This window comes from Geomonas anaerohicana, assembly GCF_016458305.1.
GTDB classification, from domain to species: domain Bacteria; phylum Desulfobacterota; class Desulfuromonadia; order Geobacterales; family Geobacteraceae; genus Geomonas; species Geomonas anaerohicana.
In genome coordinates, this window is the sequence record NZ_JAEMHL010000003.1 from 190,118 (window position 1) to 211,729 (window position 21,612).

Genomic DNA, 21,612 nt, shown 5'->3' on the forward strand with positions numbered 1-21,612 from the left:
ACCTCCTTATCGGCTGGCTACAGCAATAGGTTTAGCTGCACGCTCATTTTTATCAAAAAAGGAAAGAGTGTGAACACTGCTTTCTTGGCTACTAATTGCCGGCGGAGTGTGCTATGAATTTGGCAGCTTACCCGCCGCAAAGGAGAATAACAGCGTGCACGTCCTTTCTTTTGCCCGTCCCATGCCCAAGATCCTGCTGTTAGTGCTTTTGTCGGCCTGCCTTGGTGCAGGTTGCTCCAAAGAAGCCGAGAAACCTAAGGTCAAAGCTGCGCCGCCGGTGACCGTGGCACGGGCCGCCGTGAAAGACGTTCCCATTGAACTGCGCGCCATCGGCAACGTCGAGGCTTACGCCACCGTGGCCCTCAAGTCCCGCGTCGCCGGCATGATCACCGCGGTGCAGTTCAAAGAGGGGGACGATGTCGCCAAGGGTGCGCTGCTCTTTACCGTGGACCCGCGCCCGTTCCAGGCGCAACTGGCACAGGCGCAAGCGAACCTGGCCCGCGACCTTGCCAGCGCCAACAACGCAAAGGAACAGGCGAAGCGCTACGCCTCGCTCTGGCAGGAGGGGATCGTGACCCGCGAGCAGTACGACCAGCTCCAGGCCAACGCGGACTCCCTCTCCGCCTCGGTGGCCTCGCTGCGCGCCGCGGTGGACAACGCCAAGCTGCAACTCGATTACTGTTTCATCCGCTCCCCCATGTCCGGGCGCACCGGTGGGCTTACCACCCACGCCGGCAATCTGGTCAAAGAAAACGACACCGCGCTGGTCACCATCAACCAGATCACCCCGCTCTACGTCACCTTCTCGCTGCCGGAAAAGGAATTGGCCACCATCAAGGCGAGGATCGGCGGCAAACTGCCGGTTCAGGCCCGGGTCGCAGGGAGTGCCGTTGCCGAGCAGGGGACGGTGACCTTTCTCGATAACGGGGTCGATCCCGCCACCGGCACCATCAAGGTCAAGGCGACCTTCGCCAATGCCCGCAAGACGCTCTGGCCCGGCCAGTTCGTCAACGTCGCCATCACCCTGGACACCAGGAAGGGCGCCACCGTGGTCCCGACCCGCGCCGTCCAGACCGGCCAGCAGGGGGAATTCGTCTATGTCGTGAAACCCGACGCCACCGCGGAGGTGCGTCCGGTGAGCACCGGGCCTGCTCTCGATGGCGTGACCGTGATCGAGAAGGGGCTGGTGCCCGGCGACACCGTGGTTACCGACGGGCAGGTGAAACTGGTGCCGGGCGGCAAGGTCGTCGTGAAGGGCGGGGCACCCTCATGAACCTTGCGGAACTCTTCATCCGGCGGCCGGTGATGACCAGCCTGGTCATGCTCGCCATCGTGCTGGCGGGCCTGATCGGTTACCAGTTGCTTCCGGTGAACGACCTCCCCAACGTCGACTACCCAACCATCCAGGTCACTGCGAACCTTCCCGGCGCGAGCCCGGAGACCATGGCCAGCGCCGTCGCCACGCCGCTGGAGCGCCAGCTCTCCACCATCGCCGGCATCGACACCATGAACTCCACCAGCGGCCAGGGTGTCACCCGCATCACGCTGCGCTTCGCGCTGGAGCGCGACATCGATGCGGCGGCGCAGGACGTGCAGTCCGCCATCACCAAGGCGAGCCGCCAGCTTCCCCAGGACATGCCGTCGCCTCCCTCCTACCAGAAGGTTAACCCGGCCGACCAGCCGGTGCTCTACCTGGTGCTCAGCTCCAAAACCCTGCCGCTGTCCCAGGTGAACGAGTACGCGGACACCATGATCGCGCAGCGCATCTCCATGGTGAGCGGCGTGGCCCAGGTGCAGGTCTACGGTTCGCAGAAGTACGCGGTCCGGGCGCGGCTGAACCCGATGGCGCTTGCCTCCAGGAAGATCGGCATCGACGAGGTGTCGCAGGCGCTCTCCGGCGGCAACGTGAACCTCCCCACCGGCACCCTGCAGGACGCCAGCACGTCGTTCGCGATCCAGTCGCAGGGCGAACTACTGGACGCCGCCGCCTACCGTCCGCTGATCGTCGCCTACCGCGGCGGCTCTCCGGTGCGGCTGTCCGACCTGGGGAGCGTGGTCGATTCGGTAGAGAACGACAAGATCGCCGCCTGGTTCAACGGGCGCGAGCGCGCCATCATCCTCGCCGTCCAGCGCCAGCCCGGCACCAACACCATCGAGGTGGTGGACTCCATCAAGAAGCTTTTGCCCGGTTTCCGCGACCAGCTTCCCGGCGCGGTCACCCTGCACGAGCTCTATGACCGCTCCCAGGCCATCCGGCACTCCGTGGCCGACGTCAAGTTCACCCTGGTGCTCACTATCGCCCTGGTGATCATGGTGATCTTCCTCTTTCTCAGGAACCTCTCCGCCACGGTGATACCGAGCCTTGCGCTCCCCATCTCGCTCATCGGCACCTTCGCCGCCATGTATGCCCTCAAGTTCTCGGTGAACAACATCACCCTGATGGCGCTTACCCTCTCGGTCGGCTTCGTCGTCGACGACGCCATCGTCATGCTGGAAAACATAGTACGCCACATGGAACAGGGGGAGCGACCCATGGAGGCGGCGCTCAAGGGGGCCAAGGAGATCGGCTTCACCATCGTCTCCATGACCATCTCGCTGGTGGCCGTATTCATCCCGGTGCTCTTCATGGGAGGCATGCTGGGGCGGCTGCTGCACGAGTTCGCGGTCACCATCACCTGTGCCATCCTCATCTCCGGCGTGGTCTCCCTGACCCTCACCCCCATGCTCTGCAGCCGCTTCCTGCATCCTCCCGCCGAGGAGCGCCACGGCAGGCTGTACCTCCTCCTGGAGCGTGGTTTCGACGCCCTGCTTGCTGCCTACAGCGGGACCCTGAGCGCCGTGCTCCGGCACCGCCGGGCAACCCTCGCCATCACCCTGGTCATGACCGCGGTGACCGTGTACCTGTTCAGGGTGATGCCCATGGGCCTGCTCCCCAGCGAGGACCTCGATTCCTTCTACTGCACCACCGAAGGGGCGCAGGGGGCCTCCTTCGACGAGATGGTCACCCACCAGCAGGAACTCGCCAAGCGCATCGTCGCCAACAAGAACATCAAGGGGTTCATGTCCACCGTCGGTGCCTCGGGCTCCCGGGTCGGCTCCAATTCCGGCTTCATGTTTGTCACGCTGAAGCCGAGAAGTGAAAGGAATGAGTCGGTGGACCAGGTGATCCAGCAGTTGCGCCCGAAACTGGGGGAGGTGCCGGGCATCCAGGCTTTCATGCAGAACCCGCCGCCGATCAGGCTGGAGGCGCAACTCTCCAAGAGCCAGTACCAGTTCGTGCTGCAGAGCCCGGACACCCAGGTCCTCTACGACAGCGCCGCCGCCTTCGAGCAGAAGCTGAAGCAGGTGCCGCAACTGCTGGACGTAACGAGCGACCTGCAGCTCAAGAACCCGCAGGTCGACCTGAAGATCGACCGGGACAAGGCGACGGCGCTCGGGGTGACGGCGCAGCAGATCGAGGACGCGCTTTATTACGCTTACGGCTCCAGGCAGGTTTCCACCATCTTCGCGCCGACCAACCAGTACCAGGTGATCCTGGAACTGGAGCCGCAGTACCGGCTCGATCCCTCGGCATTGGGGCTGCTCTACGTGAGGTCGTCGTCCGGCGTGCTGGTGCCGCTCTCCACCATGACCACGCTCGCCAAGTCGCTGGGGCCGTTGTCGGTGAACCACCTGGGGCAGATCACCAGCGTCACGGTCTCCTTCAACGTGAAGCCCGGTGTGCCGCTGGGAGAGGCGGTGGCTGCGGTCGAGAAGCTGGCGGCGAGCACGCTTCCACCCGGGATCAACACCGGCTTCCAGGGCGCGGCCCAGGCCTTCCAGTCCTCGACCAAGGGGCTCACGCTCCTTCTGCTGGCGGCCGTGGTCGTGATCTACCTGGTGCTCGGGATCCTGTACGAGAGCTACGTGCACCCGATCACCATCCTGTCCGGGCTCCCTTCCGCCGGGCTGGGGGCGTTGCTTACGCTGATGCTGTTTCACAAGGAGCTCGACCTGTACGCCTTCGTCGGCATCATCATGCTGGTGGGGATCGTGAAGAAGAACGCCATCATGATGATCGACTTTGCGCTGGACGCCCAGAGGCGTGAGGGTAAGAGCCCGATGGACGCGATCCACCAGGGGTGCCTGGTCCGTTTCCGTCCCATCATGATGACCACCATGGCGGCGCTGATGGGAACCCTTCCTATCGCACTCGCCATCGGCGCCAGCTCCGAAGGGAGACGGCCGTTGGGTTTGGCCGTGGTGGGTGGACTCCTGGTGTCGCAGCTTTTGACGCTCTATATCACCCCGGTGGTTTACTACTACCTGGACCGTGCCGTGCAACGGGGCCGGGAGTTTTTCCGGAGCAAGGCGCCGTCACCGCAGCCCGGGCCGTGATTGCCGTTCGCAGCCGTAACGATGCACAACAACGTAGAAGGTTGAACGTAGAGCAGGTTCAAAACATTGAACGTTGAACGTTGAACGGTTTCTGCAGTTCCCAGGAACGCGCCATGTTGATCAACGACGAAGCCCAAAAACAGGTACTGACCATCCTTGCCAAGACGGCGGTCACCCCGACCGCCGATGTGCAGGAGCGTGCCAGCTCGCTGCTGCAGCTAAACCCCGGGCAGGCGGTCAAGGCCGAGATCATCGCCAACCTCCCCAACAGCATGTACATGGCGCGGGTGGCCGGGGAACTCTACAAACTGGAGATCCCGCTCAACGTGCAGCCGGGGGAAACCCTGGAACTCACCTTCGTCACCGCCGATCCCCGCGTCACCTTCCAGATGCTGCGCCCCCAGACCGAATCGGTGCAGCTGAGCTCCATGGGGAAATGGCTTGCCGACGTCGTGGAGAACGCGCCTGGGCTGCCGCCGGCCACCGAACCGCTGGTCGAGCATCCTGAGCAGGCGGCGGCCCAACTTGCCGGGCGGCTGAAGACCAGCCTGACCCAGAACGGCATGTTCTACGAATCGCACCTGGCCCAGTGGGCCCTGGGGGGGCTCCCCCTCAAGGAACTGCTCAAGGAGCCACAGGGGAAACTGTCCCGCCTGTTGGCGGAGGGGGAGGGGCGCGAGGCCGGGGACGACAGCGGGGGCGCCATCGCCGACAGCCGGACGCTGCCGCTCATCAAGGAGCAGCTGCACCTGTTGAACACCGGCGTGCTGGCCTGGCAGGGGGAGGCCTGGCCCGGGCAGGAGATGAGGCTGGTGGTGGGGGAGGGGAGCGCGGAGCAGTGGGAACAGGGGCTCGAGGCCAACCTCTCCCTGGAACTGCCGCGCCTGGGCGGGGTCAAGGCGAGGCTTCGTTTCACGCCGGAGGGGATCAACGTGGAACTGGTCTGCGACCGTCCCGGCGCCTCTGAAGTAATGCGCCAGGCCAGCGGAGAGCTGCGCGCCGCGCTGGCCACGCAAGGTCTGCACCTGAACAAGATGGCGGCCAAGGATGACTAGGAAAACGTCCGACATGAAGCGCGCGGTGGCCATGGCCTACAACCCGGACGAGGGGGGCGCCCCGAGGGTTATTGCCAAGGGTGCCGGTATCAGCGCGGAAGCGATCATCTCGCTGGCCAAGGAGCACGGCGTGTACGTGCACCAGTCCCCCGAACTGGTGTCCATGCTGATGCAGATCGACCTCGATGCAGAAATCCCGCCCGAACTGTACCAGGCCGTCGCCGAGTTGCTGGCCTGGCTCTACTCGCTGGACCAGCAACTGGACCGGGAGCTTTAAACAGCTGCCATCGCGGCTCGGCTTTGCCGCAACACCCTACCTCAGTAATTCCCGCTCTATCATGTGAGAAATATAACTCCGCCTCTAACTTGCCGTAGTAGCGTCGTATTATAAAATTTGGACTGCCTCCGACACTCACTGTACATCGTCTATGCAGGGAGTCGGCCTATGTCCAGTCCTAAGCCCGTACGGATGCTGTCCTGCCTTGCCTTTACCTCGGCTGTTCTTGCCGGCTGTTTCGAGCACCTGGACATAGGTGGCTTGGGAAAATACGGTGCGGCGCGATGGGTCAGGTATCGCCCCGCCAGAGAAGCGCAGCAGCCCCAGGAAAAGTCGGTACTGGATGCTGCCCGTGACTACTGCACCATCGCGGCGGAGGGGGTCGACGTGATGTACGTGAAGTCGGACGCAGGATGTCAGCAGGTAGCCGTCGTGGAGCGGGTGCGTGATGGATCGGATTGGTCGGCGCCGCGGCGTGTGGTGAGGTACTGGGTGGAAAAGGGCAAGATTGCAGGGATGTGTTCAGAGACAGTCGAGGTTTTTCCTGACATCCAGTTCGAACGCGCCGTGATCACGACCGCCCAGAAGGCAGGCACGCTGGACCCTGTCACTCTCTACGACGGCGGGGACCTGCAGGTCAGCATGTCGTCGCGCCGCCTGGACGGCTGCACGGTACTGGTTATGATCTACGACAAAGATTTCAGCAGCAGAGAGCCGCTCGCAGTAAAGGTCGTCAACTTCTGCCACTAGGGGAGAGCGGCGCTAGAACCGCTCCCGCAGCAGGTAGTCCGTGTCCTGGAGCGTTGCGGTCTCCTCGTCCAGCGGCGGGACGGGGGGAAGCACGATCCGGTACTCCAGGTTCCCCTTCAACTCGGCAGGTACGCCTCCCACCCCGCGCGCATGCGCGCCCCCCGCAATCACCACCATGACCTTGCCCGGATGTGCCGTGAGGTATCCGGTGATGCGCCGTGCCATCACCATATTGCGCAGCATCTGTGCCTCGGCGATGTGCCGGAACGATTCACGGCTTCTGCCGTGACTTGGGGAGTAGCCGCGCATGAAATCGAGGAACTGGTCGGTGACGCTGGCGTCGACGTCGGGCGGAAGTTCGGCGCGTTCGAGGGGGGAAAGGGAGGCGAAGCCGCGCTGCGCCACGGCCTGCACCACGGCGCGCGGCGCGTTCAGCGCCACGATGGGGATGTGGTTGTCGCGGGCGAAGAAAAAGATGTCGCTGTACATGCCCCAGGGGATGTGGCGCCAGCTCCAGTGGTACACCTTGCGGAAGGCGTCTTCCGGCACCTTGCCGGCGCTCCAGGCGTCCAGTGCGGGCTGGCTCACGCTCTCGAACATCTCCATGCCTATGGCGAGGTCCTTGCCCTGGGCATGGAGAGCTTGGAGTACCCGCAGTTGCAGGCGGTGATGCGCCGGCGCGTCGTGCCGCTCGCCGAGGAAGAGAACCGGTGCGTCCGAGATGTCGGCGATCATGGTGTCGACGTCGACGGTGGCGCCGTCACTCATGCGCAGCGCCTGCGTGATCGAGCAGGCGCAGAGCAGGGTGACCAGGAGGGATAGCAGTAGCAACTTGGCGGCGCTGTGGATGGACATGGGCGTGGTTATAGCAGAAACGACGGGAAGGCGCCATGGGAAAGAGGAAATGCCTATGCAGCGCTGACAAAGGCAAATCCCATGTTCCCTCGCAGCGCCGCACGTGCCCAGCGTCCCCCCCTTGAGAAAGGGGACAGGGGGGCGGCGTTGCCAGGCGCCACCCCGGTCCGCAACAAAAAAGCCCCCTGGCACTGCCAGGGGGCTTATTCATTCCGTTTGATCGGGAGGCTTACGCCGAGACGGTGACTACCCTGCCGTCGACCTGCAACAGCCCCTCGGAGAAGAGCCGCACCGCTTCCGGGTAGATCCGGTGCTCTTCCTTCTGGATCCGGGCGCACAGGCTTTCCTCGGTGTCCCCCTCCAGGACCGGCACCGCCGCCTGGATGATGATGGGACCGGTGTCGGTGCCGCAGTCCACGAAGTGGACGGTGCAGCCGGCGACCTTGGCGCCGTATTCCAGCGCCTGGCGCTGGGCGTGCAGCCCGGGGAAGGCAGGGAGCAGCGCCGGATGGATGTTCATGACCCGCATCGGGAAGGCGTCCAGTAGCACGGAGGTGATGATGCGCATGAAGCCCGCCAGCACCACCAGGTCCACGTCGAACTCGCGCAGGGTCGCCACCACGGCCTCGTCGTACGCCTCCCGGCCGGTGTAGGCACGGTGGTCCAGGTGCAGCGCAGGGATGCCGGCCTTCCTGGCACGCTCCATGCCGAACGCGTCGGCCTTGTTGCTGATCACACAGACCACGCGCCCGTTGATGGTGCCGGCCGCGCAGGCGTCCATGATCGACTGCAGGTTGCTTCCGCTACCCGAGATCAGTACCCCGATGTTGAGCTCTTTTCCCATGAGGCTTCCCGCGGACTAGACCAGCTCCACGCACTCCTTGCCGGCTTCGCACTTGACCACATCGCCGATGATGTAAGCGTTCTCGTTGAGGCCGGTGAGCCTGATCATGATGTCGTCGGCCTCGTTTTCCGGGACCACGAGCACCATGCCGATGCCGCAGTTGAAGGTGCGGAACATCTCGTTCTCCTCGATGTTGCCGCCTTTCTCGATGATCTTGAAAATCTCGGGGACGTCCCAGGTGTCCTTCTTGATGACCGCCTTGCAGCCGTTGGGGAGCACGCGGGGGACGTTCTCGAGCAGGCCGCCGCCGGTGATGTGGGCCAGGCCGCTGATGTTGAAGTCGCGCAGCAGGTTCAGCACGGAACGGACATAGATGCGGGTCGGGGTCAGCAGTTCCTCGGCCACGGTCTTGCCCAGGCCCGGGATTTCGTCGTTGATGTTGAGCCCCATGTGCTCGAGGATAACTTTCCTGGCCAGGGAGTAGCCGTTGGAGTGCAGGCCGGACGAGGAAAGACCGATCAGCTTGTTGCCCACGGTGATGGAGGAGCCGTCGATGATCTTCTCACGCTCGACGACGCCGACCGCAAAGCCGGCCATGTCGTACTCGTCGCCGGTGTAGAAGCCCGGCATCTCGGCGGTCTCGCCGCCGATCAGGGCGCAGCCCGCCTGGACGCAACCTTCGGAAACGCCTTTGATAATGGAGGCGCCTTTCTCGGGGTCGAGTTTGGCAGTGGCCAGGTAGTCCAGGAAGAAAAGGGGCTCGGCACCCTGGACGATGATGTCGTTGACGCACATGGCCACCAGGTCGATGCCGATGGTGTCATGACGGTCGGCCAGGAAGGCAAGTTTCAGCTTGGTGCCGACACCGTCGGTGCCGGAGACGAGCACCGGGTGCTTGTACTTGCCGGTGTTGAGCGAGAAGAGACCGCCAAATCCGCCGATGTCGGCGAGGACTTCCGGACGGGAAGTAGCCTTCACCAACGGCTTGATCATCTTGACGAAAGTATTACCGGCGTCTATGTCTACCCCGGCGTCTTTGTATGTGATTTTCTTCTCTTTCAAGGCGAAACCTCCGATAAAGTAAAGACGAAATCTATCCCATTCCCCCGTAAAAGTCAAAGTGAAAAAGTTGTTTACTTCGACATGTCCTTTGCTTAATATGCCTTGCTGTGCCAGCCCCGGGGAAGAAAATAACACTGCGTCCCATGTCTATTGAGGACTTAGACGCGGTGCTTGAAATCGAGTCCGCTTCATTCCCCCGTCCCTGGACCCGACGCCATTTTCTGGACGAGATGGAGAGTCCCGGCAGCTACCCGATGGTGGCCCTGACCGTTGACGGCAAGGTCGCCGGATACCTCTGCCTGAAGCAGGTGCTGGACGAGGCCGAGATCCTCGACGTCGCCGTAGACCCCGCCTTCCGTGGGTGCGGCGTCGGCCGCGCCCTGGTCGACCGGGCCGTCGCCTTCTGCCGGGAGCACACGTTGCGCATGCTATGCCTGGAAGTGCGGGTGGGCAACCACGAGGCGATCTCGCTGTACCGGCGCCTGGGCTTTACCGAGGTGGGGCGGCGCAAGAACTACTACGAAAATGGCGACGATGCCATTCTGATGGACCTATCCATAGCTCAAGTAGAGGAATGCGATGCAGTTTAAATCCATGGTTATCTCCAACGTCGAGGTGTCGCCCAATTACTTCAGGATGAGGATGACGGCCCCCCAGGAACTTTCCTCCTCGGTCCCCGGGCAGTTCGTCATGCTGAAGGTGAACGACGCCATCGACCCGCTGCTCAGGCGCCCCTTCGGCCTGTTCGACGTGGGTAGCTTCGTCCCCGAGTACGCCGGCTGCGGCGCGCAGGTTTACTGCGAGATCCTGTACAAGGTGGTGGGGAAGGGGACCAAGCTCCTCTCCGCGCTGCACCACGGCGACCTGGTCGACCTCCTGGTCCCGCTCGGCAAGGGGTTCCAGATGGGCCCCGCCGGTGAAGAGAAAGTGCTGGTTGGTGGCGGCGTGGGCCTGGCCCCGCTGTACTACCTGGCCAAGGAGTTGAAGGCGCGCGGCGAGAAGGTGCGCCTGTTCGCCGGCGGGCGCAACCGCGACGACGTCCTCTGCATCACCGAATTCGAGAGGCTCGGCGTGGAGACCTACGTGGCGACCGATGACGGCACCCTGGGCGAGCGCGGTTTCGTGACCCAGGTGCTGGAGCGCCACCTGGCCTCCGGCATGCGCATCTTCGCCTGCGGCCCGACCCCGATGCTGAACGCGGTGGCCAAGATGTCCCAGAAGCACGGCGTTCCCTGCCAGGTTTCCATGGAGGCCTACATGGCCTGCGGCGTAGGTGCCTGCCTGGGCTGCGTCATGAAGGGGGCCAACCACAGCGACGAGACCCCCGATTACCGCTGCGTCTGCAAGGACGGTCCCGTCTTCGACAGCTTTGAACTGCAATGGAGTTAGCAATGCAACGACCTGACATGTCCGTGGTCCTCGCCGGGATCCAGATGCGTAACCCCGTGATGACCGCCTCCGGCACCTTCGGCTACGGCGCCGAGTTCGCCGACTATCTCGACCTGGAAAGCATCGGCGCCATGGTGACCAAGGGGCTCTCCCTGAAGCCCAAGGCCGGCAACCCGACCCCGCGCATCGTGGAGACGCCGGGCGGGATGCTCAACGCCATCGGCCTGCAGAACGTGGGCATCGACGCCTTCATCGAGCAGAAGCTCCCCTATCTCAAGAACGTGAACACCCCGGTGATCGCGAACCTCTACGGCAACACCCTGGAGGAGTACGGCGAGGTGGCGAGCCGCCTGGATGGCCTGGCCGGCGTTGCCGGCATCGAGGTCAACATCTCCTGCCCCAACGTGAAGCAGGGGGGGATCGTGTTCGGCACCGACCCGGGCGCCGCCAAGGAAGTGGTTTCCCTGGTGAAGAGGAACACCTCCAAGCCGCTCATCGTGAAACTCTCCCCCAACGTCACCGACGTGGTGCTCATGGCGAAAGCCTGCGCCGACGCCGGCGCCGATGCGCTCTCCCTGATCAACACCCTGACCGGCATGGCCATCGACCTCGATCGTCGCCGCCCGGTGCTGGCCAACGTCACCGGCGGCCTCTCCGGTCCCGCCATCAAGCCCGTGGCACTCAGGATGGTGTGGCAGGTGGCGAAAGCCGTGAAGCTGCCGCTGATCGGCATCGGCGGCATCATGAACGGCCGCGACGCGCTGGAGTTCATGCTGGCCGGCGCTACCGCCGTTCAGGTCGGCACTGCCAGCTTCCTCGACCCCTCCGCGGCGCAGCGGATCGCCCAGGAGATGGAACAGTACCTGGCAGAGAACGGCATCGACGACGTCCGTTCCCTGATCGGGGCCCTCGAGGTCTGATGGAAGCCTGGGAACACAGCCTCAAGAAATGCATCACCAGCCCGGAGGAGCTTGCCGGGCTTTTTCATGCGCCGGGGGAGAACCTGGCGCCGGTGGTTGGGCGTTACCCGATGCGCATCACCCCGTACTACCTGGGACTGATCCGCGAGCCGGGCGACCCGATCTGGCGTCAGTGCGTCCCGGACCCGGCCGAACTGCACGATTTTACCCAGTCCCCCGATCCTTTGGACGAGGAGCGTCTTTCCCCGGTCCCCGGCCTGATCCACCGCTACCCCGACCGCGTGGTGTTCCTCGTTTCCACCGCCTGCGCCGTCTACTGCCGCTTCTGCATGAGGAAGAGGGGAGTGGGGTGCCAGGGGATGAGCCCGGCGCCGGTGGACGAGGCCGTCGCCTACATCGCCTCCAAGCCGCAGATCCGCGACGTCATCCTTTCCGGCGGCGACCCGCTGCTCCTTTCCGACGACAGGCTGGACCAGATCCTCACCGCCCTGCGCCGCATCCCGCATGTCGAGATCATCCGGATCGGCACCCGCGCCCCGGTGACGCTGCCGGAGCGCGTGACCGTGAAGCTGGCGCGCATGCTGAAGCGCCACCAGCCGCTCTACGTCAACACCCACTTCAATCACCCGAGCGAGATTACCGAGCAGTCGGCCCGGGCCTGCGCGCGGCTTGCCGATGCCGGCATCCAGCTCGGCAACCAGAGCGTACTTTTGAAGGGGGTCAACGACGAGCCCCAAGTGATGCGCGAACTGATGCAGCGTCTGCTCGCGATCCGGGTGCGTCCTTACTACATCCACCAGATGGACCTGGTCCAGGGGACCGCCCACTTCAGGACCAGGGTCGCCGACGGCATCAGGGTGACGGCCGCCCTGCGCGGGCACACCTCCGGTCTCGCCGTACCGCATTACGTCATCGACCTCCCGGGGGGGAAGGGGAAGGTGGAGGTCGCCTCGGCCCGCTTCAGTCCCGACGGCAGCCGTATTACGGTGCGCAACTACCTCGGTGAAGAGATCGAGTACCGGGAGACCTGACCTTTTCGCCTGAAACGCGCGTCCGCCCGCCAGCCGGATGGTTCTCCCCATCCGGCTTTTTTTTGCCCTGTATATTTCCACTCAAGTTGTGCGGTAATTGTGTCGATAATCTAGACAGTTTCTGCTGTTGCGTCGATTTTTCCGGAAAGTAACCTTGCCTTGCCCGCGCGCGGCGTGCTATAAACGTATACCTGAATCGAGATTATTATATATAGGTCGAATTGAATGCAGACAGAGTATCTGAAAACGCTGGTGGTGTTAGGGCAGGTGGGGAGTTTTTCCAAGGCTGCGACCGATCTCTCGATCACGCAGTCCGCGGTATCGCAGCGCATCAAATACCTGGAGGACCACTACGGCTGCCAGCTGGTGGACCGCTCCGGGAAACTGTTGTTGTTGACCGAGGCAGGACGGCTCGTGGTGCAACGATCCGAGCAGATCCTGCTTTTGGAGGCGCAGCTCGCCAACGACTTGAAGCTCAGGGGGGAAAAGACCCGCCTGGCCATCTGCTGTACGCCCACCTTCGGCGTCGGATTCCTGCCGCAGGTTATGGAAAAGTTCATGTCCCGCAAGGCCGACAACGTCGACCTCCGCTTCATGTTCCACTCGCTGGACCGCGCCGTAAAGGAGCTGCAGGAGAACGAGTTCGACCTGGCGGTGATCGAGCACTGCGAGGCGATGGACGTACCCGGCTTCGACATCGTGGAACTCCCCAGTGACGAACTCGTCTTCGTCAGCGCGCCGTCTCTGGGACTTCCCGCCGGAGAGGTGGAGCTGGAGCGGCTTTTACACTGCTGCCTCATCGCCCGCAAACCCGACTGCACCTCGCGACGGCTGCTGGACCTGAACCTCTCGCGCTGCGGCCGCAGCGTGGACGATTTCAAGGCCGTGGTCGTGGTTGACGATCTCCGCCTGGCGCTGGAGACCGTACTTTCCGGAGGCGGAGTCTCCTTCCTCTCGCGCAGCATCGCGGCCCGCGAACTGGAGTCCGGGCAGCTGCTGGCGCACATCGTTGCCGGATTCGAGCAGTCGCGCCGACGCAGTGTCGTAGTGAAGAGCGAGCGCAGACAGGATGCCGCAGTTGTGGAGTTCCTGGACTGCATAGACGCCGGTTTTCTGTTGGGAAGCGGCTGCTGATTGCAGGCTCGGCAACTGCCGGCACATAAACACATCGGGCTTGATTACTCTGGGAAAAGATGGGTAATTCAAGCCCTTTCTTGTTTTTACGATATACTTTGCCCTGTTTTGGTCGCAGCCGTTCAGCCAAAGGAGGCCGTTATGAGAAGGGTAAGTGTGGAAGAAGACATCCTGAAGGATCGGCCAGTGGTGGTAAAAGATGCGACGGAGGTGTGTGCCATTTGCGGCTCGCCGCTGCAGCGGGATAAGGAGAGCGGCGAACTCTTCTGTCCGCTGTGCGACATCGAGGACGTTCCCTGATGCTGTGATTTCTCCTCGTGTGGTAAGGCACCGGTGGCCCAGGGAGGCTTCCGGGTTCTAGGAGGATGACATGCCGGAAAAACTGGAAGGCGATCAGCTTGAATTCAGGAACCTGCTGGCGGAGTATAAGCGCCGGCTCTGGGCCGACCTGCGCGACGAGATGTTTGCACAGACCGGTGAGGATCTGGCGACCCAGTACGACATACCGCAGGACCCGGGTGAAAAGAGCATGCTGGATGTGCTGTCCGACGCCGGGCTCGCCGTGGCCGATATCAGGCGGCAGCAGTTGACTGCGTTGGAAGAAGCGCAGCGGCGTGTGGAACTGGGGACCTACGGCAAGTGCGAGGGGTGCGGCCAGCCGATCGGGTTACCGCGGCTGAAGCTGATGCCCTTCACGCCGTACTGTGTCGAGTGCCAGAAGGAACAGGAGATACCCGCGAAGCCTCCGGGGACCAAGATCTGAAAGGCTAGGGGGACTGGCTCCGCCAGGTGCCTGTCCCCTTAAAGCAGGGCGCAGGGGAGTAGGGGCGCAGGGGAGTAGGGGAGTAGGGGAGTAGGGGAGTAGGGGAGTAGGGGAGTAGGGGAGTAGGGGAGTAGGGGCTGGGGACGGGGAGCGAAGGGGATTTTACCAGCCTCTAGCCCCTAGCCCCCAGTCCCTGTTTTTGTTCTTACAACAGTGCGTCGATGGCGGCGAAGTCGACGTCGCGCTCGGCGTTGGCCATGATCCAGTTCAGCTTCTCCTGGTCTTCGTAGGTGATCTTGGCCACGTCGTCGGAGAGCGCGGTGAAGACCTCGGCCGTGGTCTCCTCGACACGGATGTAGGGGATGTGAGAGTCGTGCAGGATCTGCTGGCTCACCTCGGATACCGGCACGTGCCCCGAGACCACCAGCCCGGCGATCTTCTCCTTGTAGGCGGGGATGTGGTACAGCGAGGAGAGGGTGACGATCAGTTCGTCACGGGAACTGGTCACGATCATCAGTGTCGAATCGAGCAGCCCGTCGATCACCCGCTGCGAAGAGGCGGCACCCAACTGGATGTTGTGGATGATCCTGCTTTTCTCGTTGATGTCCCCCTGCAGCGGCAGGTCGAAAAGCTTGGAGATGTGGCTCAGGGTCGGGTTGGCGAGGATGGGCGAATAGTTGAAGCCGTCGATTACCTTGATCTGCGGCTCGAAGGCGCGCTTCAGGTACTTGGTGGTGACTTCCTTCTTGCTGGGTTTCATCTTGTTGACGATGATCCCCCTCACGTCCGCCCCTTCCCGCTCGTACAGGGCCAGGTTCAGGTGCACAGCGTCGATCACCTTGCCGATGCCGCTCTCGCTCACGATCATGACCGGCGCGCCGATCAGCTTGGCCACCTTGGCGTTGGAGAGCCCGATGACGGCACCGACGCCGCCGTGACCCGCCCCCTCGATGATCAGGAAGTCGTATTTCTGCTCCAGCTCCCGCACCGCCTCGAGGATGCAGTCCGCCAGGGAGAGGTCGTCCAGTTTGCCCGCCAGGTAGTCCTTGGTGAAATCGCGGTACAGCGCCACCGGCGACATCAGCGCGATGTCCTCTTCCAACCCGAAGGCCTTGGCCATGAGCAGGGCGTCCATGTCCACCATGAAATCGTCGTAGAGCAGCACCTTGGGGCCGAACGGTTTCACGAAACCGACCCGCTGGTACTTCTTCCTGGCCTGGTGCATGAGCGAAATGCTGATGGTCGTTTTGCCACAGTTTTGTCCGGTCGCCGCAACGAAGATCTTTTTCGCCATGTGCACACCCCTGTTTCGATGGAATGGCGTATGTTTACACCATCACGGAGCGTGCCGTCAAGAAAAGTAATACGGGGAGGGGGATGGATTCAGGGAATGAATTTGAGCAGGAGCATGGAGATGTCGTCGTCGAAGGTGGTATTGCCGGTGAAGGCACGCAGGGTATCGAGCACGGCTTCGATGATGGCAGCCGAAGGCTTGCGATGCTCGCGGGCCAGCACCCCCTTCAGCCGCTGCACCCCGAAGAGCTCGCCGGAGGGGCTCTGGGTCTCGGTGATGCCGTCGGTATAGAGCAGCAGCAGGTCACCCTTTGCTACCTGCATGGCCGGTTCGTCGAAGGCGACCCTGCGCTGCACGCCGAGGATGAGTCCCTCCGCGTCCAACTCGAAGAAGCGCTCCTCGTCGGGACGGTAGAGCAGGGGAGGGGGATGGCCGGCGTTACTGTAGCGCAGCCTGCCGGAGGTCCTGTGGTAGCTCAGGTAGGACATGGTGATGAACAGCTCGGCGCGGGAGAGGTCGTCGTGCAGGATCTCGTTCAGTGCCGCCACCACCTGGGCCGGGCCGTCCAGGGCCGGCATCTGGGCGCGCAGCACGCTGCGGGTTTCCACCATGATCAGGGCGGCGCCCACGCTGTGTCCCGAGACGTCCGCGATCACCAGGTCGAGCCGCTCGCCGTGCAGCAGGATATCGTAGTAGTCGCCGCCGATATGGCTTGCCGGGACGCAGCGGCCGGCGCAGTCTATGCCCGTCAAAAGCGGCGGCGCGGCAGGAAGGAGCGAGAGCTGGATCTGCCGGGCGATCTCCATCTCCTTGTGCATGCTCGTGTTTTGCAGAAGGGCGCGTTCGGCGCGTTTGCGCTCGGTGATGTCCTGCTTGATGCAGATGAAGTGCTTGATCTGGCCGTCCTGGTCCAGGACCGGGGTGATGGTCTGCTCCTCGGGGTAGAGCTCGCCGTTCTTGCGCCGGTTCACCAGTTCGCCGTGCCATATCTTCCCCGCCATGATGGTGGTCCACAGGTCCTGGTACAACTCCGGATCCTGGCGGTCGGACTTGAGAAAGCCCAGATCGCGGCCGACCGATTCATCCGGCGTGTAGCCGGTCATCCTGGTGAAGGCCTCGTTGACCGAGAGCACCACGCCGTTGTTGTCGGTAATCACGATGGCGTTGGCCGCCGCTTCCAGCGCGGCGCTTTGTACCCGCAGCGACTCCTCGGCCTGCTTGCGCTCGGAGATGTCGGAGATGAGGCCGTCGTAGGCGATCAGTTCCCCCTGCTCGCTGTAGCGCGGCACGACCGTGTTGATGACCCAGCGCAGCGAGCCGTCCTTGTGCCGGATCCGGTGCTCGACCGAAGGGATCTCCTTGCCGGCGCGCAGCTCCTCGGTGAGGCTGGTTACCGCCGGGCGGTCCTCCTCGTGGATCATCTGATACCAGAGAAAGGGATTTTGCTGATACTCTTCATCGCTGTAGCCGGTGACCGAGAGGCAGCCCGGGCCATGCGAGGTCCGGGTCACGTTGCCTTCGCTGATGGTAACCGTGTAGATGTAGTCGGTGACGGCGGCCACCAGCCTCTTGTAGCGCCGTTCGCTTCGGACCAGCGCCGCTTCGGCCTCGCGCTTCCTGCGCCGCACCTGCGCTTCCTGCATCTCGCGCTCAATGGCCGGGATCAGGCGCGAGGTGTTTCCCTTGATCAGGTAGTCGTTGGCCCCTTCCTTCATGGCGCCCACCGCGGTGTCTTCACCGATCTTGCCGGACACGATGATGAACGGTATGTCGAGACCCGAGTCGCGCAGCACCTGCAGGGCTTCCAGCCCGGTGAACCCTGGCAGGACGTAGTCGGAGACCACCAGGTCCCAGTCTTCCTCCTCCAGCGCCTTGCGCATGGAGTCGGCGGTTTCGACCCGCCGGGAGACCGGCGCGTAGTTGCCGCGGCGCAACTCGAAGATGAGGAGCAGGGCGTCGTCCTCGGAGTCTTCCACAATCAGCACACGGAGCGGTTTACCCATGAAAACACCTGCCGTGGCAAGCACATGATTGGTCGGGTGCGTAAGTCGTGCGCTATGCCGGAAAATGCCCAGTCAGGCTGGGCGCTTACAGTATAGCACACTTCGTTGGCAGGAAAGGGGCGGGGAGCTAATTAGATGGGGCGGGGGCGGCGGCGCTGTCGAGGCTGAATTCGCACAGCCAGCTCTCGAAAATGCGTACCTTCTCCTGTCCGAAGCGGAGCAGGTCGGATCTCACCTGGTCCGTGCTCTTCTCCAGGTCCAGTTCCCCCCCCTTTTTGGAGTAGAACAGGTCCGCCAGGGCCACGATGCGCTCGCAGTCGGTGACCGGGGACATCTCGCGCAGCGGCAGGCGCAATTTCTGCTCCACGATGTCGCGGGCGGTGAGCCCGACGCCGATGTGGCGCTCGCAGACCAGGGCGTGCTGCGGCAGTCCCTCGGAGTCCAGCATCTGCCTGCCGATCACGCCGTGGCAGATGTAGGGGGCCTTGCCGAAGCAGTTGAGCCTGGGGGAATAGGTGCGGGCGACGCCTATGTCGTGCAGCAGGGCCGCTTCCTCGATAAAGAGCAGTTCCGCCTCGCTTCTGCCGGCGCGAGCGGCGATGGCGAGCGCCTTGTCGGCGACGCGGCGGCTGTGCCGGTAGACGATCTCCAGCCCCTGGCTGTTGTCGTGAAAGTATTTCTCAAGGAGAGCTCTCGGGTTCAAAATACGCCTCCCAATGGGTGATGGTCCGGATCAAGGCATAGATTATGCCGATTTCGCCCCGGATTGCAACCCCGTCGAGCCGCCATCGGCATCAGGTTTATCGAACCTGGTCAAGAAACAGTTGAATATCGGGTCGCGACCGGATATGATGTGAATCCTTTAAATAGATACTTCTATACTTGGGTGGTGCGATGACAGCCAGAATGCTCACACAACAACACACGCTGCTCGTGGACGACGAGCCGGGGATCCTCACCGAGGTGTCGCTGCTGCTCGCCTCGAGCGACATCCCTGGCGTCGCCACCATCTCCGACAGCCGCCAAGTGCTCCGGTACGTCCGGGAGCACAGGGTGAGCGCGGTGATCCTGGATTGGGTGATGCCCAACGTCACCGGTGCCGAGATCCTGCAGAGCCTGACCGTGGAGCACCCGGAGATTCCCGTGATCGTGATGACCGCCATGGGGGACGTGGAGACCGCGGTGACCTGCATGCGCCAGGGGGCGTTCGACTTCCTCACCAAGCCGGTGGACCCCAATCGCCTGGTGGCGAGCGTCAAGAAGGCGCTCCAGGTAAGCGAACTCGGCCAGCAAAACCGTAAACTCAAGGACTACCTGCTGGCGGACACCCTGGGCAACCCCGACGCCTTCGCCGGCATCATCACCACTTCCAAGAAGATGCGCGGCATCTTCCAGTACATCGAGGCCATCGCCAGCTCCCGCCTCCCGGTCCTCATCACCGGTGAGACCGGGGTGGGCAAAGAGTTGCTGGCGCGCGCGGTGCACGACGTCTCCGGCGTGCCGGGCCCCTTCATCTCGCTCAATGCCGCCGGGCTCGACGACTTCATGTTCTCCGACACCCTCTTCGGCCACAAGAAAGGGGCCTTCACCGGCGCCGACAGCAAGCGTGACGGCCTCATCAGCGCCGCCGCCGGCGGAACCCTGTTCCTGGACGAGATCGGAGACCTGAACCTCGCCTCCCAGATCAAGCTGTTGCGGCTTTTGCAGGAAAGGGAGTACTACCGGCTCGGTTCGGACCTGCTGCTCAAAAGCGACGCCCGCATCGTGGCCGCCTCCAACATGGACTTTGCCGCCCTGCGTGCCGCCGGGACCTTCAGAAACGACCTCTACTTCCGCCTGTGCGCCCACGAGTTCCGGGTGCCGCCCTTGCGCGAGCGGCTCGAGGAAATGGAGGCGCTGGTGGATTACTTCGTGCACCAGATCGCAGCGCAGCAGGGGAAACCGGCTCCCAAGGTACCGGAGACGGTGATCGCCGCCCTGAAGCAATGCCGGTTTCCGGGCAACGTGCGCGAGTTGTACAACATGGTGCACCATGCGGTCACCTGCAACGAGGGGGCGCCCCTGTCGGTGGCGGACTTCCCCGGGGTGGCCGCGGTGCCGGTCCGGGCGGCGCAGCCGGTCGATTGCGGCGACAACGCCTTGTTTTCGCTGTTCGGGAGATTTCCGACGGTGATGCAGGTGGAGGAGTACCTGATCGCCGAGGCCATGAAACTGACCCACGGCAACCAGACCCAGGCGGCGGAACTGTTGGGGCTTACCAGGCCGACCCTGAACAAGAGGTTGAAACAGGAGCGTCAGTAGGAAGGTGCGGCTACCGGGACAGGAGCGCTCTGGGCGGCCGCCTTTTTCCTGGGGGACAGGTAGGTGAGATTCTGCAGCACGGTCTGTTCCAGGGTGGCGTCAAAGAACGTGCGCCGGCAGTCCACCTCGGTCAATGCCTTATCCTGCAGCCTGGTCACCAGCCGGCAACCGCCGAAGCAAAGCGGGAGGTAGCTGCATTCCAGGCAGGCCTCCTGCTGCCAGTTCCCGATCCCATGCGAAACACCGAAGTCCCGTAACCCCTCCGTCAGGCTGCCGACGCACAGCTCTTCCCACCCCATGAACGCAGGGCACTTGTAAAACTTCCCCGTGCAGTCGATCACCAGCGAGTTGTCCAGTTCCACGATGCAGGCCGACGGCTTGGGTGCGGGGGCGCGATACCCGCGCGCCAGTGTCGCTTCGCGCAGGTAGGGAACCGCCTCCAAAAGCCACGGTTCCTCGCTCATGGAGCAACCGGAGTTGAAGTCCGCACAGGTACCGGTGGCCACCACCGGCGTGAACATCACCACGGCCAGTTTGTCGGGGGTGATGCCGTACAGGGGAAGCTGGTCCAAAAGGCGGGGAAACTCGCGGTAGTTTTCCCGTTTGAAGTTCGCTCCCAACTGGATGGAGATGAGGTTGCAGACCTGGGCGAGGTTTCCCGCCACCACGTCGAAACTCCCGGCGCCGGAGGCGTAGGGGCGCTGGACGTCGTGAATCTCCTGCGGGCCGTCCAGGGTGAACTTGGCCCCCTGCAGGCCCAGGGGGAGCAACTGCAGCGCGGTTTTTCTGTCCAGGAGGGTGCCGTTGGTAACCAGGGTGAAGGCATACCTGACGCCGTGGCTTTGGGCGGCGTCGTGCAACTGCTGCGAGATGCGCAGGATCAGGTCCAGCGACAAGAGCGGCTCGCCGCCGTAAAAGGAAACAGTGAGGTCCCATCCCCGGGCGATCCGTTCCCGCACCAGCGTCTGCACCACGAGGTCGGCGGTGTCCTCAGACATGTAGTGCCCGCAGCGGAACTCCCCTTCGAAGCAGTAGCCGCAGTCGAGGTTGCAGTCGAGGTTCAACACCACGGAAACCTTGAATTCCCGAGCCTCGGCGTTGGCGCGCGCGATGAGGCCGCGCATGAACTCTTTTTCCGCGTCGGGGTCTTCCACCAGCATACCCAGCCGCGCCAGGGCTTCGCATCCGGCGTCGGGCACGGCGCCCGCTTGCAGGGCAGCCAGAGTCTCGGCGGAGATCGCGGCAACGGAGCCGCGCAGGGTCGAGTAGAGAAGGAGGTGATCGGGACGGTCGGGGGAGGGGTAAACCTTGAGGTAGCTCGAAAGTTTCATGGTGGTGGAGACCTATTGTAACGTAGCTTTTCCGTCTGAATGCCGTCCGGAAGGACCAGGGTCCCGCCTTCCCCGGCGAGGAAGACGGGACAAAGGGAGTGTCTTAGTAAGCATTGGAGAAGATATACATGTAGAAGCAGCACCCGAATCCATCTGTTACCGACTCTGACATACTGTTGCCCTCATCGAGAATCTCCACTGCCAGATTTTCTGTTGCCATAGCGAT

At 63.2% G+C, this 21,612-nt stretch carries 20 protein-coding genes; 13 read left to right on the forward strand and 7 right to left on the reverse strand.

Annotated elements, in window-relative coordinates; genetic code table 11:
- Positions 1-154 precede the first annotated feature (154 nt).
- The 5 genes from JFN91_RS07220 to JFN91_RS07240 all read left to right on the forward strand — a co-directional run bounded on the left by JFN91_RS07220 (position 155) and on the right by JFN91_RS07240 (position 6,459).
- Positions 155-1,273 carry an efflux RND transporter periplasmic adaptor subunit gene (locus JFN91_RS07220; RefSeq protein ID WP_328746105.1) on the forward strand — a complete coding sequence of 373 codons (1,119 nt, stop codon included), beginning with the start codon at positions 155-157 and terminating at the stop codon, positions 1,271-1,273.
- A complete protein-coding gene (locus tag JFN91_RS07225) occupies positions 1,270-4,377 on the forward strand; it encodes an efflux RND transporter permease subunit (protein ID WP_199388540.1) in 3,108 nt (1,035 codons plus the stop codon). The genes JFN91_RS07220 and JFN91_RS07225 overlap by 4 nt, the downstream gene beginning before the upstream one ends.
- Before the next feature lie 113 nt (positions 4,378-4,490).
- A complete protein-coding gene (gene fliK / locus JFN91_RS07230; protein WP_199388541.1) occupies positions 4,491-5,432 on the forward strand; it encodes a flagellar hook-length control protein FliK in 942 nt (313 codons plus the stop codon).
- Positions 5,425-5,709 carry an EscU/YscU/HrcU family type III secretion system export apparatus switch protein gene (locus JFN91_RS07235; protein WP_199388542.1) on the forward strand — a complete coding sequence of 95 codons (285 nt, stop codon included), beginning with the start codon at positions 5,425-5,427 and terminating at the stop codon, positions 5,707-5,709. The genes fliK and JFN91_RS07235 overlap by 8 nt, the downstream gene beginning before the upstream one ends.
- 168 nt (positions 5,710-5,877) lie before the next feature.
- Positions 5,878-6,459 carry a hypothetical protein gene (locus JFN91_RS07240; protein ID WP_199388543.1) on the forward strand — a complete coding sequence of 194 codons (582 nt, stop codon included), beginning with the start codon at positions 5,878-5,880 and terminating at the stop codon, positions 6,457-6,459.
- Positions 6,460-6,471: 12 nt separating this feature from the next.
- Here the strand turns inward: JFN91_RS07240 and JFN91_RS07245 are convergent, their stop codons facing one another.
- From JFN91_RS07245 to purM, 3 genes are all read right to left on the reverse strand, one after another.
- Positions 6,472-7,314, reverse strand: a complete 843-nt coding sequence (locus JFN91_RS07245) for a ChaN family lipoprotein (RefSeq protein WP_199388544.1) — start codon at positions 7,312-7,314, stop codon at positions 6,472-6,474.
- A 229-nt stretch (positions 7,315-7,543) separates the two neighbouring features.
- Entirely contained in the window at positions 7,544-8,158 is a 615-nt protein-coding gene (purN, locus tag JFN91_RS07250) for a phosphoribosylglycinamide formyltransferase (protein WP_199388545.1), read from the reverse strand.
- A gap of 15 nt (positions 8,159-8,173) precedes the next feature.
- The gene (gene purM / locus JFN91_RS07255; protein ID WP_199388546.1) at positions 8,174-9,220 is read right to left on the reverse strand and encodes a phosphoribosylformylglycinamidine cyclo-ligase; all 1,047 of its coding nucleotides are present in this window, start codon (positions 9,218-9,220) and stop codon (positions 8,174-8,176) included.
- 107 nt (positions 9,221-9,327) lie between these two features.
- Here purM and rimI point away from each other — a divergent pair, with 107 nt between their 5' ends.
- From rimI to JFN91_RS07290, 7 genes are all read left to right on the forward strand, one after another.
- The gene (gene rimI / locus JFN91_RS07260; RefSeq protein ID WP_328746112.1) at positions 9,328-9,810 is read left to right on the forward strand and encodes a ribosomal protein S18-alanine N-acetyltransferase; all 483 of its coding nucleotides are present in this window, start codon (positions 9,328-9,330) and stop codon (positions 9,808-9,810) included.
- Positions 9,800-10,609 carry a dihydroorotate dehydrogenase electron transfer subunit gene (locus JFN91_RS07265; protein ID WP_199388548.1) on the forward strand — a complete coding sequence of 270 codons (810 nt, stop codon included), beginning with the start codon at positions 9,800-9,802 and terminating at the stop codon, positions 10,607-10,609. The genes rimI and JFN91_RS07265 overlap by 11 nt, the downstream gene beginning before the upstream one ends.
- Before the next feature lie 2 nt (positions 10,610-10,611).
- Positions 10,612-11,529, forward strand: coding sequence for a dihydroorotate dehydrogenase (locus JFN91_RS07270; RefSeq protein ID WP_199388549.1), 918 nt, complete (start codon positions 10,612-10,614; stop codon positions 11,527-11,529).
- The gene (locus JFN91_RS07275; RefSeq protein WP_199388550.1) at positions 11,529-12,560 is read left to right on the forward strand and encodes a KamA family radical SAM protein; all 1,032 of its coding nucleotides are present in this window, start codon (positions 11,529-11,531) and stop codon (positions 12,558-12,560) included. The genes JFN91_RS07270 and JFN91_RS07275 overlap by 1 nt, the downstream gene beginning before the upstream one ends.
- 225 nt (positions 12,561-12,785) lie before the next feature.
- Entirely contained in the window at positions 12,786-13,694 is a 909-nt protein-coding gene (locus tag JFN91_RS07280; RefSeq protein WP_199388551.1) for a LysR family transcriptional regulator, read from the forward strand.
- Between the two features lie 141 nt (positions 13,695-13,835).
- Positions 13,836-13,994 (forward strand): Sjogren's syndrome/scleroderma autoantigen 1 family protein, encoded by a 159-nt coding sequence (locus tag JFN91_RS07285; RefSeq protein ID WP_199388552.1) that lies wholly within the window; start codon positions 13,836-13,838, stop codon positions 13,992-13,994.
- A gap of 70 nt (positions 13,995-14,064) precedes the next feature.
- Positions 14,065-14,457, forward strand: coding sequence for a TraR/DksA family transcriptional regulator (locus JFN91_RS07290; protein WP_199388553.1), 393 nt, complete (start codon positions 14,065-14,067; stop codon positions 14,455-14,457).
- Between the two features lie 205 nt (positions 14,458-14,662).
- On the opposite strand, the gene JFN91_RS07295 is transcribed toward JFN91_RS07290, so the two are convergent.
- From JFN91_RS07295 to JFN91_RS07305, 3 genes are all read right to left on the reverse strand, one after another.
- The gene (locus JFN91_RS07295) at positions 14,663-15,751 is read right to left on the reverse strand and encodes a dethiobiotin synthase (protein WP_199388554.1); all 1,089 of its coding nucleotides are present in this window, start codon (positions 15,749-15,751) and stop codon (positions 14,663-14,665) included.
- An 89-nt stretch (positions 15,752-15,840) separates the two neighbouring features.
- Positions 15,841-17,754, reverse strand: a complete 1,914-nt coding sequence (locus JFN91_RS07300; RefSeq protein ID WP_199388555.1) for a SpoIIE family protein phosphatase — start codon at positions 17,752-17,754, stop codon at positions 15,841-15,843.
- A 127-nt stretch (positions 17,755-17,881) separates the two neighbouring features.
- Positions 17,882-18,457 (reverse strand): HD domain-containing protein, encoded by a 576-nt coding sequence (locus JFN91_RS07305; protein WP_199388556.1) that lies wholly within the window; start codon positions 18,455-18,457, stop codon positions 17,882-17,884.
- A 191-nt stretch (positions 18,458-18,648) separates the two neighbouring features.
- On the opposite strand from JFN91_RS07305, the gene JFN91_RS07310 reads away from it, so the two are divergent.
- Positions 18,649-20,055, forward strand: coding sequence for a sigma-54-dependent transcriptional regulator (locus tag JFN91_RS07310; RefSeq protein WP_236015017.1), 1,407 nt, complete (start codon positions 18,649-18,651; stop codon positions 20,053-20,055).
- Here JFN91_RS07310 and gptM read toward each other — a convergent pair.
- The gene (gptM, locus tag JFN91_RS07315; RefSeq protein WP_199388557.1) at positions 20,049-21,386 is read right to left on the reverse strand and encodes a geopeptide radical SAM maturase; all 1,338 of its coding nucleotides are present in this window, start codon (positions 21,384-21,386) and stop codon (positions 20,049-20,051) included. The genes JFN91_RS07310 and gptM overlap by 7 nt on opposite strands.
- Positions 21,387-21,612: the final 226 nt, after the last annotated feature.

Coding starts and splice junctions, on each gene's coding strand:
- JFN91_RS07270 (WP_199388549.1), top strand. CDS start 10,612: ATGCAACGACCTGACATGTCCGTGGTCCTCGCCGGGATCCAGATGCGT.
- JFN91_RS07225 (WP_199388540.1), top strand. CDS start 1,270: ATGAACCTTGCGGAACTCTTCATCCGGCGGCCGGTGATGACCAGCCTG.
- JFN91_RS07240 (WP_199388543.1), top strand. CDS start 5,878: ATGTCCAGTCCTAAGCCCGTACGGATGCTGTCCTGCCTTGCCTTTACC.
- JFN91_RS07245 (WP_199388544.1), bottom strand. CDS start 7,314: ATGTCCATCCACAGCGCCGCCAAGTTGCTACTGCTATCCCTCCTGGTC.
- gptM (WP_199388557.1), bottom strand. CDS start 21,386: ATGAAACTTTCGAGCTACCTCAAGGTTTACCCCTCCCCCGACCGTCCC.
- purN (WP_199388545.1), bottom strand. CDS start 8,158: ATGGGAAAAGAGCTCAACATCGGGGTACTGATCTCGGGTAGCGGAAGC.
- JFN91_RS07300 (WP_199388555.1), bottom strand. CDS start 17,754: ATGGGTAAACCGCTCCGTGTGCTGATTGTGGAAGACTCCGAGGACGAC.
- JFN91_RS07275 (WP_199388550.1), top strand. CDS start 11,529: ATGGAAGCCTGGGAACACAGCCTCAAGAAATGCATCACCAGCCCGGAG.
- JFN91_RS07310 (WP_236015017.1), top strand. CDS start 18,649: ATGACAGCCAGAATGCTCACACAACAACACACGCTGCTCGTGGACGAC.
- fliK (WP_199388541.1), top strand. CDS start 4,491: ATGTTGATCAACGACGAAGCCCAAAAACAGGTACTGACCATCCTTGCC.
- JFN91_RS07235 (WP_199388542.1), top strand. CDS start 5,425: ATGACTAGGAAAACGTCCGACATGAAGCGCGCGGTGGCCATGGCCTAC.
- JFN91_RS07280 (WP_199388551.1), top strand. CDS start 12,786: ATGCAGACAGAGTATCTGAAAACGCTGGTGGTGTTAGGGCAGGTGGGG.
- JFN91_RS07285 (WP_199388552.1), top strand. CDS start 13,836: ATGAGAAGGGTAAGTGTGGAAGAAGACATCCTGAAGGATCGGCCAGTG.
- JFN91_RS07295 (WP_199388554.1), bottom strand. CDS start 15,751: ATGGCGAAAAAGATCTTCGTTGCGGCGACCGGACAAAACTGTGGCAAA.
- JFN91_RS07265 (WP_199388548.1), top strand. CDS start 9,800: ATGCAGTTTAAATCCATGGTTATCTCCAACGTCGAGGTGTCGCCCAAT.
- JFN91_RS07290 (WP_199388553.1), top strand. CDS start 14,065: ATGCCGGAAAAACTGGAAGGCGATCAGCTTGAATTCAGGAACCTGCTG.